The 13,514-nt window shown below is 71.5% G+C and carries 13 protein-coding genes; 5 read left to right on the top strand and 8 right to left on the bottom strand.

Annotated elements, in window-relative coordinates; genetic code table 11:
- Window positions 1–54: 54 nt before the first annotated feature.
- The 3 genes from guaB to ABFX81_RS16035 all read right to left on the bottom strand — a co-directional run bounded on the left by guaB (window position 55) and on the right by ABFX81_RS16035 (window position 3,555).
- Window positions 55–1,560 carry an IMP dehydrogenase gene (gene guaB / locus ABFX81_RS16045; protein ID WP_086844455.1) on the bottom strand — a complete coding sequence of 502 codons (1,506 nt, stop codon included), beginning with the start codon at window positions 1,558–1,560 and terminating at the stop codon, window positions 55–57.
- A gap of 139 nt (window positions 1,561–1,699) precedes the next feature.
- Window positions 1,700–2,287 carry a sigma-70 family RNA polymerase sigma factor gene (locus tag ABFX81_RS16040; RefSeq protein ID WP_010036508.1) on the bottom strand — a complete coding sequence of 196 codons (588 nt, stop codon included), beginning with the start codon at window positions 2,285–2,287 and terminating at the stop codon, window positions 1,700–1,702.
- 656 nt (window positions 2,288–2,943) lie between these two features.
- A complete protein-coding gene (locus ABFX81_RS16035) occupies window positions 2,944–3,555 on the bottom strand; it encodes a response regulator transcription factor (RefSeq protein ID WP_003948568.1) in 612 nt (203 codons plus the stop codon).
- Between the two features lie 380 nt (window positions 3,556–3,935).
- Here ABFX81_RS16035 and ABFX81_RS16030 point away from each other — a divergent pair, with 380 nt between their 5' ends.
- Window positions 3,936–4,265, top strand: coding sequence for a WhiB family transcriptional regulator (locus ABFX81_RS16030; protein ID WP_086561542.1), 330 nt, complete (start codon window positions 3,936–3,938; stop codon window positions 4,263–4,265).
- A gap of 98 nt (window positions 4,266–4,363) precedes the next feature.
- On the opposite strand, the gene ABFX81_RS16025 is transcribed toward ABFX81_RS16030, so the two are convergent.
- The gene (locus ABFX81_RS16025) at window positions 4,364–5,260 is read right to left on the bottom strand and encodes a LysR family transcriptional regulator (protein ID WP_086844457.1); all 897 of its coding nucleotides are present in this window, start codon (window positions 5,258–5,260) and stop codon (window positions 4,364–4,366) included.
- An 80-nt stretch (window positions 5,261–5,340) separates the two neighbouring features.
- Here ABFX81_RS16025 and ABFX81_RS16020 point away from each other — a divergent pair, with 80 nt between their 5' ends.
- The 3 genes from ABFX81_RS16020 (at window position 5,341) to ABFX81_RS16010 (ending at window position 7,679) form a co-directional block, all read left to right on the top strand.
- Window positions 5,341–6,009 carry an MOSC domain-containing protein gene (locus tag ABFX81_RS16020; protein ID WP_086844459.1) on the top strand — a complete coding sequence of 223 codons (669 nt, stop codon included), beginning with the start codon at window positions 5,341–5,343 and terminating at the stop codon, window positions 6,007–6,009.
- A gap of 93 nt (window positions 6,010–6,102) precedes the next feature.
- Window positions 6,103–6,876 carry an SDR family NAD(P)-dependent oxidoreductase gene (locus ABFX81_RS16015; RefSeq protein WP_086844461.1) on the top strand — a complete coding sequence of 258 codons (774 nt, stop codon included), beginning with the start codon at window positions 6,103–6,105 and terminating at the stop codon, window positions 6,874–6,876.
- A 95-nt stretch (window positions 6,877–6,971) separates the two neighbouring features.
- A complete protein-coding gene (locus ABFX81_RS16010; protein WP_086844463.1) occupies window positions 6,972–7,679 on the top strand; it encodes an ester cyclase in 708 nt (235 codons plus the stop codon).
- Between the two features lie 75 nt (window positions 7,680–7,754).
- On the opposite strand, the gene groL is transcribed toward ABFX81_RS16010, so the two are convergent.
- The 4 genes from groL to ABFX81_RS15990 form a co-directional block, all read right to left on the bottom strand.
- The gene (gene groL / locus ABFX81_RS16005) at window positions 7,755–9,380 is read right to left on the bottom strand and encodes a chaperonin GroEL (protein WP_086844465.1); all 1,626 of its coding nucleotides are present in this window, start codon (window positions 9,378–9,380) and stop codon (window positions 7,755–7,757) included.
- A gap of 116 nt (window positions 9,381–9,496) precedes the next feature.
- Window positions 9,497–9,805, bottom strand: a complete 309-nt coding sequence (gene groES, locus ABFX81_RS16000) for a co-chaperone GroES (RefSeq protein WP_003974211.1) — start codon at window positions 9,803–9,805, stop codon at window positions 9,497–9,499.
- A gap of 281 nt (window positions 9,806–10,086) precedes the next feature.
- The gene (locus tag ABFX81_RS15995; protein WP_086844467.1) at window positions 10,087–10,818 is read right to left on the bottom strand and encodes a polysaccharide deacetylase family protein; all 732 of its coding nucleotides are present in this window, start codon (window positions 10,816–10,818) and stop codon (window positions 10,087–10,089) included.
- 20 nt (window positions 10,819–10,838) lie between these two features.
- Window positions 10,839–11,762: a polysaccharide deacetylase family protein gene (locus tag ABFX81_RS15990; RefSeq protein WP_428837181.1), complete on the bottom strand. Its 924-nt coding sequence runs from the start codon at window positions 11,760–11,762 to the stop codon at window positions 10,839–10,841.
- 558 nt (window positions 11,763–12,320) lie between these two features.
- On the opposite strand from ABFX81_RS15990, the gene ABFX81_RS15985 reads away from it, so the two are divergent.
- Window positions 12,321–13,484, top strand: a complete 1,164-nt coding sequence (locus tag ABFX81_RS15985) for a THUMP-like domain-containing protein (protein WP_086849483.1) — start codon at window positions 12,321–12,323, stop codon at window positions 13,482–13,484.
- The last annotated feature ends 30 nt before the right edge of the window (window positions 13,485–13,514 follow it).

Raw genomic sequence — 13,514 nt, 5'->3', positions numbered from 1 at the left:
GCATGGAGAGGGCGGCCCCGGATGCTCCGGAACCGCCCTCGGCAGGCCTGGGGACTACTTGCTACGGCTGTAGTTAGGCGCCTCGACCGTCATCTGGATGTCGTGCGGGTGGCTCTCCTTGAGCCCCGCCGAGGTGATCCGGACGAACCGGCCCTTGGTCTCCATCTCCTCGATGGAGGCCGCGCCCACGTAGCCCATGGTCTGGCGCAGACCGCCGACGAGCTGGTGCAGCACGTTGGCCAGCGGGCCGCGGTAGGGCACCTGGCCCTCGATGCCCTCGGGCACGAGCTTGTCGTCTGCGGCCACCTCGGCCTGGAAGTAGCGGTCCTTCGAGTACGACCGGCCCTGGCCGCGGGACTGCATCGCGCCGAGCGAGCCCATGCCGCGGTAGGACTTGAACTGCTTGCCGTTGATGAACTGGAGCTCGCCGGGCGACTCCTCACAGCCGGCGAGGAGGCTGCCCAGCATCACCGTGTCGGCGCCGGCGGCCAGCGCCTTGCCGATGTCGCCGGAGTACTGCAGACCGCCGTCGCCGATCAGCGGGACGCCCGCCGCACGGGCCGCGAGGGACGCCTCGTAGATGGCGGTGACCTGCGGGACCCCGATGCCGGCGACCACGCGCGTGGTGCAGATGGAGCCGGGGCCCACGCCCACCTTGATGCCGTCGACGCCGGCGTCGATCAGCGCCTGGGCGCCGTCACGGGTGGCGACGTTGCCGCCGATCACGTCGACACCGACGCTCGACTTGATCTTCGACATCCAGCTCAGGGCGTTGCTGTTGTGGCCGTGCGAGGTGTCGACGACCAGGAAGTCCACCCCGGCCTCGGCCAGCGCCTGGGCCCGCTCGAGCGCCTCGGGGCTGGCGCCCACGGCGGCACCGACGATCAGACGGCCCTCGGCGTCCTTCGCGGCGTTGGGGTACTGCTCGGCCTTGACGAAGTCCTTGACCGTGATGAGGCCCTTGAGGATGCCCGCGTCGTCGACGAGGGGAAGCTTCTCGATCTTGTGGCGGCGCAGCAGCTCCATGGCGTCGGCGCCGGAGATGCCGACCTTGCCGGTGACCAGCGGCATCGGGGTCATGACCTCGCGCACCTGCCGGGAGCGGTCGGTCTCGAAGGCCATGTCACGGTTGGTGACGATGCCGAGCAGCTTGCCGGCCGGGTCGGTGACCGGGACGCCGCTGATGCGGAACTTGGCGCACAGGGCGTCGGCCTCGGCCAGCGTCGCGTCCGGGTGGACCGTGATGGGGTCGGTGACCATGCCCGACTCGGAGCGCTTGACCAGGTCGACCTGGTTGACCTGGTCCTCGACCGAGAGGTTGCGGTGCAGTACGCCGACGCCGCCCTGGCGGGCCATGGCGATCGCCATGCGGGACTCGGTGACCTTGTCCATCGCCGCGGAGAGCAGCGGGATGTTCACCCGGACGTTGCGGGAGATGCGGGACGAGGTGTCGACCGCGTTGGGGAGCACCTCGGATGCACCCGGCAGCAGCAGCACGTCGTCGTAGGTCAGCCCGAGTGTCGCGAATTTCTCGGGCACGCCGTCGACGTTGGCAGTCATGACACCTTCCCCAAATGGCCTTGATCGGTGCGGATGTCCATGCTAACGGGAAGCAGAGAGCCCGAATTCCAGTGTTCCGCCTGACCGGGGGCTTCGTATCTTCGTACGGAACCGGCGCACCCCCTGTTCAACGAAGGCACTACTGCTCGGCGAGCGCCCTGAGCCTGCTCAGGGCCCGGTGCTGGGCCACGCGCACCGCGCCGGGTGACATTCCCAACATCTGACCCGTCTCCTCCGCCGTCAACCCCACCGCGATCCGCAGCAGCAGCAGCTCCCGCTGGTTCTCGGGCAGGTTGGCCAGGAGTTTCTTGGCCCATTCCGCGTCGCTGCTCAGCAGGGCGCGCTCCTCCGGGCCCAGGGAGTCGTCGGGCCGCTCGGGCATCTCGTCCGAGGGGACGGCCGTCGAGCCCGGGTGCCGCATCGCCGCGCGCTGGAGGTCGGCGACCTTGTGCGCGGCGATGGCGAAGACGAACGCCTCGAAGGGACGCCCGGTGTCCCGGTAGCGGGGCAGCGCGAGGAGCACCGCCACGCAGACCTCCTGGGCGAGGTCCTCCACGAAGTGCCGGGCGTCGCCCGGGAGGCGGGACAGACGGGTGCGGCAGTAGCGCAGGGCCAGGGGGTGGACATGGGCGAGCAGGTCGTGCGTGGCCTGCTCGTCCCCGTCGACGGCGCGGTGGACGAGCGCGCCGATCGCCCCTTGGGCATTGACCGCCTCGTCGTCGCGCATCGGTCCATGGTGCCTTGCGGCCGCCTGGTCCGTGGCACCGCGCCCGTTGTTGTGCACCGAAGCGTTATGAGCAGGTGCGCCGGAACTCATACCCTGCGCCCTCCCCTTCCGCTCGACCGACTCGTCCCCGAGGAACTCCACACCCTCAAGGATGCGGCATCCGCGGCGAAACGAGCAGCGGGCATCCGGCGGACCCCCGGCCCGCCCCCGCCGACCTGGCTTTCCGTGCCCCCGATGCGACCGCCGCCACACCCGCGATCGTCCCCCGGGCATGCCGTTCGGGCCATCCCGCGGACGTGGGTCCTCGTGGGCACCCTCCCGAGCTGTCGACCTCGCCGGGGCAGGGCGGGACCCCCACCGGCGTTGTCGTCGGCCGTCGGCCCGCGCAGGCATTCGTGCGGCTCGCGCCGGGTGCCGCGCATGGAAGCCGGCCCGATCCGAAGGACAGGCCCTGGGCGGTCACCGCGAAGTCCCGCCTGCCCCGCGATGCCCGGCACTGCCCCAAGCTCTTCGAGCAGGAAGAACCCCCGCTCGCCGCACCGGGCGGACCCCGGTGTGCAACCAGTACGCGGGCGTCCGCCCGGCACGCCGAGAGCACGCACCGAACGCCGCAGCGCCCGCCCTCCGGGCGGACGCCGGGACTGTGCGGACACCCTCTAGCGCACCAGACCCCACCGGAAGCCGAGCGCCACCGCGTGGGCCCGGTCCGAGGCGCCGAGCTTCTTGAACAGGCGCCGGGCGTGCGTCTTGACGGTGTCCTCGGAGAGGAACAGCTCGCGGCCGATCTCGGCGTTCGAGCGGCCGTGGCTCATGCCTTCGAGGACCTGGATCTCACGCGCCGTGAGCGTCGGCGCGGCGCCCATCTCGGCCGAACGCAGCCGGCGCGGGGCGAGCCGCCAGGTCGGGTCGGCCAGGGCCTGGGTCACCGTCGCGCGGAGCTCCGCGCGGGAGGCGTCCTTGTGCAGATAGCCGCGGGCACCGGCGGCGACCGCGAGGGCCACACCGTCCAGGTCCTCGGCGACGGTGAGCATGATGATGCGCGCACCGGGGTCGGCGGACAGCAGCCGCCGGACCGTCTCGACGCCGCCCAGTCCGGGCATGCGTACGTCCATCAGAATCAGGTCCGAGCGGTCGGCCCCCCAGCGGCGGAGGACTTCCTCGCCGTTGGCCGCCGTCGTCACGCGCTCTACGCCGGGCACGGTTGCGACCGCGCGACGGAGCGCCTCTCGGGCAAGCGGGGAGTCGTCGCAGACGAGGACGGAAGTCATGGCCGCCCTCCGCAGCTGATGCGCGTCACCTTGAGCCTCCAGGCTGGTACGAAATCGTCACCTGTGCGGTCGACCGTCTCGGACGCCCGTCCGAGCGCTTGTTCCTTCAACCGCCTCGCACTCTCAACGACGGTCACTCGAAAGAGTTACGGGGGTGGCTGACATCTTCGGCACTCTACGTGAGGGGCCGGACACGGTGCAGATATGTGCGACAGACCCTCGAACTTTCATCACAAGCTATGCCCCATTCAGACCCTTTTCTTCCGCTTTGCCGGTGTCTGGAGCTAGATTCGCAATGAGTCATATTTTCATCTCCTTAGATCGTAGTTGTACGGTCGTGGACACCAGATCCGCCCAGAACGGCTACAAGGGGTCACGTAATGGCAGATTTCTCCCGCCTTCCCGGACCGAACGCGGACCTGTGGGACTGGCAGCTGCTGGCTGCCTGTCGCGGGGTGGACAGCTCGCTCTTCTTCCATCCGGAGGGCGAGCGCGGTGCGGCTCGGAGCGCTCGCGAGAACTCGGCCAAAGAGGTCTGCATGAGGTGCCCGGTGCGTGCCGAGTGCGCCGCCCACGCGCTGGCGGTGCGTGAGCCGTACGGCGTGTGGGGCGGGCTGACCGAGGATGAACGCGAAGAGCTGATGGGGCGGGCGCGCAACCGGCTGGTGTCGGCGTCGACATCCGGCGGGCACGCCGCCTCGAACACCTGAAGGAACGTTTCTGCGAAACGGGCACGCGCACGCGTGCCGTTGATATCTGACGCGCCTCCACGGCGCCCGGCCGCCCGGGCCGGTCACCACCGTGATGGCTAGCGGCGGCCCGCCCGTGCCAGTTGGTCGAGCGTCGCCGCCACCGCCGGGACCTGTGCGAGGTCGGGCAGCGTGAGCGCGACGATCTCCCGGCGCACCGCCGGTTCCAGCGTCACGGCCCGCACCCCCCGGGGCCTCACGGACTCGACGGCGAGCTGGGGCAGCACCGCCACGCCCAGACCGGCGCCCACCAGGCCGGCGACCGCCGGGTAGTCGTCGGTCGCGAAGTCGATGCGCGGGGTGAAGCCGGCCGCCGCGCAGACCTCGACCAGCTGACCGCGGCAGCGCGGGCAGCCGGCGATCCACGGCTCCCGCGCGAGCTCGCCGATGGCGACGGACTCCGCGCCCGCGAGCCGGTGCCGCTCCGGCACGAGTGCGACGAGCCGGTCCGTCAGCAGCGGACGTACGACGAGGTCCTCCCACTCCTCTGCGCCCGCCGCGCCCTCGTAGCGGAAGGCGAGCGCCACATCGCAGTCGCCCTCGCGCAGCATGCCGACGGACGCGGGCGGTTCGGCCTCCTCCAGGAAGACCCGGGTGCCGGGGTGCGCGTCGCGCAGTGCGGCGAGGGCCGTCGGCACGAGCGTGGAACTGCCGCTGGGGAAGGAGACGAGCCGGACCCGCCCGGCCCGCAGCCCGGCGATCGCGGCGACCTCCTCCTCCGCGGCCGTGAGCCCGGCGAGGATCCCGGCGGCGTGCCGCACCAGCGCCTCGCCGGCCTGGGTCAGACGCATCTCGCGTCCCGTGCGGATCAGCAGAGGTGTGCCGACGGAGGCTTCCAGGGCCTTCATCTGCTGGCTGACGGCGGGCTGGGTGCAGCCCAGTTCGCGCCCCGCGGCGGAGAAGGAGCCGGTGGCCGCGACGGCGCGCAGGACGCGGAGATGGCGAGCTTCGATCACCCTTCGAGGATAAGCGACCCTTTGAATCCGCTCCCAATAATGCGTCGACGCTTTGAGGGTGGGTCCCCTACCGTGCGGGCATGAGGCTTCTGTCAGTGAATCTGGGCCGTGCCAGGGCTGTGCCGTACACGGACAACCCGGAGGGTGTGACCGGAATCGACAAGCAGCCGGTGGACGGGCCGGTGCGGGTGTCGGCGCCCGGGCCCAAGGGCGTCGGCGGGAGCGGGCTGGCCGGGGACGCGGTGTGCAAGCTGGAGCACCACGGCGGCGACGACCAGGCGGTCTACGCGATGGCCCGCGAGGACATGGACGCGTGGGAGCGCGAGCTGGGCCGGCCGCTGGCGCACGGGGCGTTCGGCGAGAACCTCACGACCGAGGGCCTCGACGTCTCCGGGGCGCGGATCGGCGAGCGCTGGCGCGTCGGGACCGAGGTGCTGCTGGAGGTCACCTGCGGGCGGATCCCCTGCCGCACGTTCCAGGGCCATCTGGGCGAGAAACAGTGGGTGAAGCGGTTCACGCGGCGAGGAGCGCCCGGGGCCTATCTGCGGGTGATCGAGCCCGGTGAGATCCGGGCGGGCGACCCGGTGGAGATCGCGCACCGGCCGGAGCACGACGTGACCGTGGCGCTCCAGTTCCGCGCGGTGACCACCGAGCGGACGCTGCTGCCGCGGCTGCTGGCGGCCGGCGAGGCGCTGCACCCCGAGTCGCTGAGGCTGGCGCGGGAGTACGCGGAGAAGCACGGGGCCTGACGCCGCTCACTGTGCGGGTCTCCACGGACCCTTCACCGTCGAGGTCCCGGCACGGAAGCGGACGCACATGGTCCAGGTCACTAACCTTCTGCCATGACAACGGCTCTGATTACGGGATCGACGGCAGGCATCGGGGCCGCGTTCGCGCGGCGACTGGCGGCGGACGGACACAACCTGGTGCTGGTGGCCCGCGACACCAAGCGGCTCCGGGAGCAGGCGACCGAGCTGCACGACCGGCACGGCATCGAGGCGGAGGTGCTGACGGCCGACCTCGCCGAGGACAAGGGCATCGAGTCGGTGGCCGACCGGCTGGGCGACCGGAAGAACCCCGTCGACCTGCTGGTCAACAACGCCGGCTTCGGCAACAAGGGACGCTATCTCGACGTGCCCATGGCGGACGAGCTGCGGATGCTGAAGGTGCACTGCGAGGCGGTGCTGCGGCTGACGTCCGCGGCGACGGAGGCCATGCGGGAGCGCGGCCGCGGCGGCGTCATGAACGTCGCGTCGGTGGCCGCGTTCGTCCCGCGGGGCACCTACGGCGCCTCCAAGGCCTGGGTCGTGCAGTTCTCGCAGGGCGCCGCACGCGACCTGGCCGGCAGCGGCGTACGGCTGATGGCGCTCTGCCCCGGTTTTGTCCGCACCGAGTTCCACGAGCGGGCCGGCATGGGCACGGACAACATCCCGAGCTGGATGTGGCTCGACGCGGACAAGCTGGTGGCGGCGGCACTGCACGACCTGGCCCGCGGCAAGACGCTGTCCATCCCGGACCCGCGCTACAAGGCGCTGATGGGGGCCGCGAAGCTGGTGCCGCGGGGGGTGCTCGGGGCCGTCTCGTCCCGGACGGGCCGGAAGTACGGGCCGCAGTAGGCGCGGGCCGGAAGGCAGCCCCGACAGGCACGGCGCGCCCCCGCCCAGGACAATGGAGCTGTTCAGCCGGACCCAGGGGGGCCGGAGGCGAGAGCATGACCTTCGTACAGCTCATCGAATGCAGGACCAGCCGGCTCGACGAGATGAACCGGCTGATGGACAGGTGGGTCGAGCAGACCAAGGGGAAACGGACCGCTACACACAGCGTGGTGGCGAAGGACCGGGCCGACGCCTCGCACATCGTCGAGATCGTGGAGTTCCCGTCGTACGAGGAGGCGATGCGGAACTCCGGGCTCCCGGAGACCGACCGGATCTTCCGGGAGATGGTGGCGCTCTGCGACGAGACGCCGACGTTCACGGACCTGGACGTGGTGCGGGACGAGCAGCTGTACTCGGCCACCGCGCGCAGGTTCTTCGAGCTGGCGCCCGGCCAGGGGGACGCGCCGCCGATGAACGACGTGTTCATCGAGGACTACCACGACCACGACCCGGCCAATGTGCAGGACACCATCGGGCTGGACGCGGTGCGGCGCGAGGTGGAGGTGTGGCGGGGCGGCTTCGACTTCTCGTTCACGATCGAGGACCAGATGGCCCAGGGCGACCGGGTGTGCACCCGGTGGACCTTCCGGGGCAGGCACACGGGTGACTTCCTCGGGATCCCGCCGACCGGGCAGGACGTCACCATGACCGGGACGACCATCCACCGCTGCACGCCCGACGGGAAGATCGCCGAGGGCTGGTGGCAGTACGACCGGCTGGGGCTGATGCAGCAGCTCGGGGCGCTGGACCCGCTGGAGTTGTGAGCCGCGCGGGGCATACGGGAGAAGCCCCCGTTCCGCACGGGGCGGGACGGGGGCTTCTGCTACGAGGCCGGTGCCTCAGTGGGCGTGGCCGTGGCCGTGGCCCGCGGCGGCCGGCTCCTCCTCTTCCTTCTTCTCGACGACCAGGGTCTCGGTCGTGAGCAGGAGGGAGGCGATGGAGGCGGCGTTCTCCAGGGCGGAGCGGGTGACCTTGACCGGGTCGATGACGCCGGCCTTGATCAGGTCGCCGTACTCGCCGGTGGCGGCGTTGAAGCCCTGGCCCTTGTCGAGCTCGGCGACCTTGGAGGTGATGACGTAGCCCTCCAGGCCGGCGTTCTCGGCGATCCAGCGCAGCGGCTCGACGACCGCGCGGCGGACGACCGCGACACCGGTGGCCTCGTCGCCGGTCTTGCCGAGGCTGCCCTCGAGGACCTTGGCGGCGTGGACCAGAGCGGAGCCACCACCGGAGACGATGCCCTCCTCGACCGCGGCGCGGGTCGCGGAGATGGCGTCCTCCAGACGGTGCTTGCGCTCCTTGAGCTCGACCTCGGTGGCGGCACCCACGCGGATGACGCACACGCCGCCGGCCAGCTTCGCGAGGCGCTCCTGGAGCTTCTCGCGGTCCCAGTCGGAGTCGGTGGTCTCGATCTCGGCCTTGATCTGGGCGACGCGGCCCTGCACGTCGTCCTTGTTGCCGGCGCCGTCGACGACCGTGGTGTCGTCCTTGGTGACGGTGACGCGGCGGGCGGAGCCGAGGACGTCCAGGCCGACCTGGTCGAGCTTGAGGCCGACCTCCTCGGAGACGACCGTGGCGCCGGTGAGGACCGCCAGGTCCTGCAGCATCGCCTTGCGGCGGTCGCCGAAGCCCGGGGCCTTCACCGCGACGGCGTTGAAGGTGCCGCGGATCTTGTTCACGACCAGGGTCGACAGGGCCTCGCCGTCGACGTCCTCGGCGATGATCAGCAGCGGCTTGGAGGAGTTGGACTGGATGACCTTCTCCAGCAGCGGCAGGAGGTCCGCGATGGCGGAGATCTTGCCCTGCGTGATGAGGATGTACGGGTCGTCCAGGACGGCTTCCATGCGCTCCTGGTCCGTCACGAAGTACGGCGACAGGTAGCCCTTGTCGAAGGCCATGCCCTCGGTGAAGTCCAGCTCCAGACCGAAGGTGTTGGACTCCTCGACGGTGATGACACCGTCCTTGCCGACCTTGTCCATCGCCTCGGCGATGAGCTCGCCGACCTGCTGGTCCTGGGCGGACAGCCCGGCGACGGCGGCGATGTCGGACTTCTCGTCGATCGGACGGGCCGAGGCGAGCAGGTCCTCGGAGATCGCGGCGACGGCGGCGTCGATGCCCTTCTTCAGGGCGGCCGGGGAGGCACCGGCGGCGACGTTCTTCAGGCCCTCGCGCACGAGCGCCTGGGCGAGCACGGTCGCGGTGGTCGTACCGTCACCCGCGATGTCGTTGGTCTTGGTCGCCACCTCCTTGACCAGCTGGGCACCGAGGTTCTCGTACGGGTCCTCGATCTCGACCTCGCGGGCGATCGTGACACCGTCGTTGGTGATGGTGGGGGCGCCGAACTTTTTGTCGATGACGACGTTGCGGCCCTTGGGGCCGATCGTCACCTTCACCGTGTCGGCGAGCTTGTTGACGCCGCGCTCGAGGGCGCGACGGGCGTCCTCGTCGAACTTCAGGATCTTCGCCATGGGAGCGTGAGCCCTCTTCCGGAATGTGGGTTAACGGCACTGCGCCCCGGGCGCCCGGCTTCTCATAGATCGCGGGGGGCCAGGGGCGCAGCTCAAAGCAACGTGCTTGGGGTGAATTACTTCTCGACGATCGCGAGCACGTCGCGGGCCGAGAGGACGAGGTACTCCTCGCCGTTGTACTTCACCTCGGTGCCGCCGTACTTGCTGTAGAGCACGACGTCGCCGACGGAGACGTCGAGCGGAAGACGGTTGCCGTCCTCGAAGCGGCCCGGGCCCACGGCCAGGACGACGCCCTCCTGGGGCTTCTCCTTGGCGGTGTCCGGGATGACCAGGCCAGAGGCGGTGGTCTGCTCGGCGTCGAGCGGCTGGACCACAATGCGGTCCTCGAGCGGCTTGATGGCAACCTTGGAGCTGGTGGTCGTCACGATCCGACCTCCCCCTTCGGAGATCTCACGGGGTTAACTGTCTGAGGTGGCGACCAGGTGGATCCGTCGTCGCGGGTGCCGGACCTGCCCGTCGCTGTGTTGGCACTCTCCAGTGGGGAGTGCCAAGGCCGAGACTATGACTGCGATTAGCACTCGGTCAAGCGGAGTGCCAATTGGGCGGCGGCGCGTCGGCCGTGGAGCCGGGTCGGCGTACGTTTGTGCTGGGCACCCGGCGTCGGCGTCCCGGCCTCAGGGGGCTGCCGCCACCCGGCGCTCAGACGTCAGAGGTAGTTCTCCAGCCGCCCCACCCGCAGCCCCCTTCCCTCGATCTCTCGCAGCAGGCGCTCCGTGCGTTCCGTCAGCGTCAGGGACGCGGTCTCGCCGGACGGCACCGAGATGACGTCGCCGGGGCGCAGGCCGGGCTCGCCGCGGGTGTACGTCAGGGCGCCGTCGGGCCCCAGGGACGCCCTCCAGAGGACGACCGCCCGGATGCCGCAGTCGGCGGCGGCGCGCAGGGTCGTCGTGTCGTACGCGCCGTAGGGCGGGCGGAAGAGGTGGGGGCGGATGCCGAAGCGGGAGCGGAGTTTGTGCTGCTGGCCGCAGATCTCGGCGCGCTGGCCTGCGTAGGGCAGGCCGCGCAGGGCGGGGTGGTCGAGGGTGTGGTTCTGGATGGACGCGCCGACCGCGCGCAGGCGGGCGAAGTGGCCGTAGCCGGGCCCCACGACGCTGTCCGTGAGGAACATGCTGACCGGGAGCCGCCGTTCGCGGACGAGGCCGACGAAGCCGGGGTCGCGCTCGGCGCCGTCGTCGTAGGTCAGGAAGACCACCCGGTCGCGGGTGCGGATGTGGTCCACGACGGGCGGGAGAGCGTCTCGGCCGTCTCCGTCGTCCCGGTCCGGCCCGCGGACGTCGCTCGACGCGTGCGTCGGTGACTGACCCCGGCCGTCCGCCCCCAGCCGCTCCCCCGCGGCCCCGGCACAGCCGGCCAGCAGGATCACCCCCGCGCACACCATGGCGGCCGGTGACCCCCGCCTCACAGGTAGTCCTCCAGCCGGCCCACCGCGTATCCCTCGGCCGTGACCTGGTTGAGGAAGCGGCGGATCATGTCGGGCATCGTGCCCTGCCACTGGCCGCGACCGCGGAAGTGGGTGAGGACGATGTCGCCCGGGTGCAGTTTCCGGTCCCACTCGCGGTACTCCCAGCGGTCGGCGAAGACCTCCTCGTTCCAGAGGGGGACGTACTCGATTCCGCAGGCCTTGGCGGCGCGCAGGGTCGCCCTGTCGTAGCTGCCGAAGGGCGGGCGGAAGAGGGCCGGGCGCTTGCCGTAGCGCTTCTCGATGAGGCGCTGCATGCCGCAGATCTCGCGCTTCTGCGTGCGGTAGGGCAGGCCCCGCATGAGGCGGTGGCGGAGGGTGTGGTTGTTCAGGACCACGCCCCGGTCCTGCATCTTCTCGAAGTAGCCGTAGTCGTTCCTGATCAGGTAGCCGCTGAGGAAGGCGCTGTACGGGACCTTCAGGTCGCTCATCATCCGCAGGAACGCCGGGTCCTTCTCGGCGCCGTCGTCGATGGTGAGGAAGACGACCTTGTCCCGGGTGGGGACCGTCGTGAAGACGGGCGGCAGGTTCCGTCTGCGGTGGCCGTGCACCTCGAAGCCTTGGCGGGTCCTGATCCTCGGCTTCTTCGCGGGGGCCGGCGGGGCGGTCAGGGGGACCCTTCTCAGTCCCCAGCGCTGCGCCGCGACGATTTGTGCGGCGTGCGCGGCGCGCAGCTTGGAGGCGTAGGAGTCGAGCGCGCGGGCCGGGGGCGCGTCGAGGGGCTGCTGGCCGCCGGCCGGGGGGATCCGGCCGCTGTCGCCCTGCGCGCAGCCCGAGGCGATGGCGGCGAGGGTGAGCAGCGCGAGGCCGATCCGCACACCGCCAGATGCCCGGCTTTTGTCATTTTGTACGACTGCTCGCATGATGCGGGATCCTCGCAGCCGGCCTTCCCGTATCGGCCCCGACACCGCGACCGGCGGCGCACCATCCACCGAGTGGCCCACACGCGGTCCGGTCCGACTCCGTGCGCGCGGACGGACCAGGCCGGTCCACCCTGACCGGGGCCGGCCTTCCGGCGCGCACGCGGACTGACCACGCCGGTACAGCCGGACCGGGGACCGGGGCCGGGCTTCCGGCGCGCACGCGGACGGACCACGGCCCGCCGCCCAGGCCCAGGCCGGACGGGCCTCCGCGGGACGACGGACCACCGGGTCGGGTGCCCTGTTCCGGCGACGCCGCAGGATGGCGGAGCCGCCGCGCCTGAACAGCCGGGGCAGCGGACGCCTGCGGGGCAGGAACCCGGCGCCCCTGCGCCCTGCGCCCGCCGCCCAGGCCCGGACCGACCGGCGGGCGCAGGGCCGGATAAATCCCGCATCCCAAGCCCGAACCGACCCGCATCCCGCAGCTGAACCGACCACCCCAGCCCAGACCCATCCGCACCGCCCCCACCGCCGCCATCACCCGTGGCCGACAATGATCCGGTGAACGACCTCGCCCTCCTCCTCAGCCCCGAAGGCCGCGCCCTCCTCGACGAGGTGCGGGACACCGATCCGGCGCGGGAGCTGGCCGTCGCGACCCGGTTGCGTCGCGAGCATCCCGCCGAGCTGGTGTCGGCGGCGCTGGGCCAGGCGCGGCTGCGGCAGCGGGCGGTGGTGAAGTTCGGGGCCGAGGACGCGGGACGGATGTTCTTCACGCCGAACGGGGTCGAGCAGTCGACCCGGGCGAGCGTGGCGGCCTACCGGGCGCGCAGGCTCGCGGACGCGGGCGTGGCCTCGGTGGCCGACCTGTGCTGCGGCATCGGCGGTGACGCGATCGCGCTGGCCCGGGCCGGGATCCGGGTCCTGGCCGTCGACCGGGATCCGATGACGGCCGCGGCGGCACGGGCGAACGCCGAGGCCCTGGGCCTGGCCGGCCTGATCGAGGTGCGGGAGGCGGATGTCACGGAGGTGGACACGGGCGGTTACGACGCCGTGTTCGTCGACCCGGCCAGGCGCGGCGGCCGGGGCCGGATCTTCGACCCGGAGGCGTACTCGCCTCCCCTGTCCTGGGCGGTCTCCGCCGCCCGCCGCGCCCCTCGCGCCGCCGCGCTGAAGATCGCCCCCGGCATCCCGCACGAGGCGGTCCCCGAGGACGCCGAGGCCGAGTGGATCTCCGACGGCGGCGACGTGAAGGAGGCGGTGCTGTGGTTCGGCACCGCGCCCGGGGCGGTACGGGCCACACTGCTGCCGGGCCCGCGCACGCTGCTCTCCCGCGGCCTGCCCGACCCGGCGGTCCGCCCGCCGGGCCGTTACCTCTACGAGCCCGACGGCGCCGTCATCCGGGCCCACCTGGTCGCCGAGGTGGCCGACGAGGTCGGCGGCGGACTGCTCGACGCGACCATCGCGTACGTCACGGCCGACGCACTGCACCCGACCCCGTACGCCACCGCCTACGAGATCACCGACCATCTCCCTTTCAACGTCAAGAAGCTGAGGGCGCTGCTGCGGGAGCGGGAGGTCGGCAACCTCACCGTGAAGAAGCGGGGCTCGGCGGTCGAGCCGGAGGAGCTCCGCAGGAAGGTCAAGCCCCAGGGACGGCACTCGGCCACGGTGTTCCTGACGCGGGTGGCGGGGGCGCCGGCGATGCTCATCGGGCACCCCGCGTAGGCAGGAGCCGTCACCCCGCGGAGGCAGGAG

The sequence above is a fragment of the Streptomyces coeruleofuscus genome (assembly GCF_039532725.1).
In the GTDB taxonomy this organism is placed as follows: Bacteria; Actinomycetota; Actinomycetes; order Streptomycetales; family Streptomycetaceae; genus Streptomyces; species Streptomyces coeruleofuscus.
Note: the sequence above shows the minus strand (reverse complement) of the source record. Positions and strands in the feature narration are given on the sequence as shown.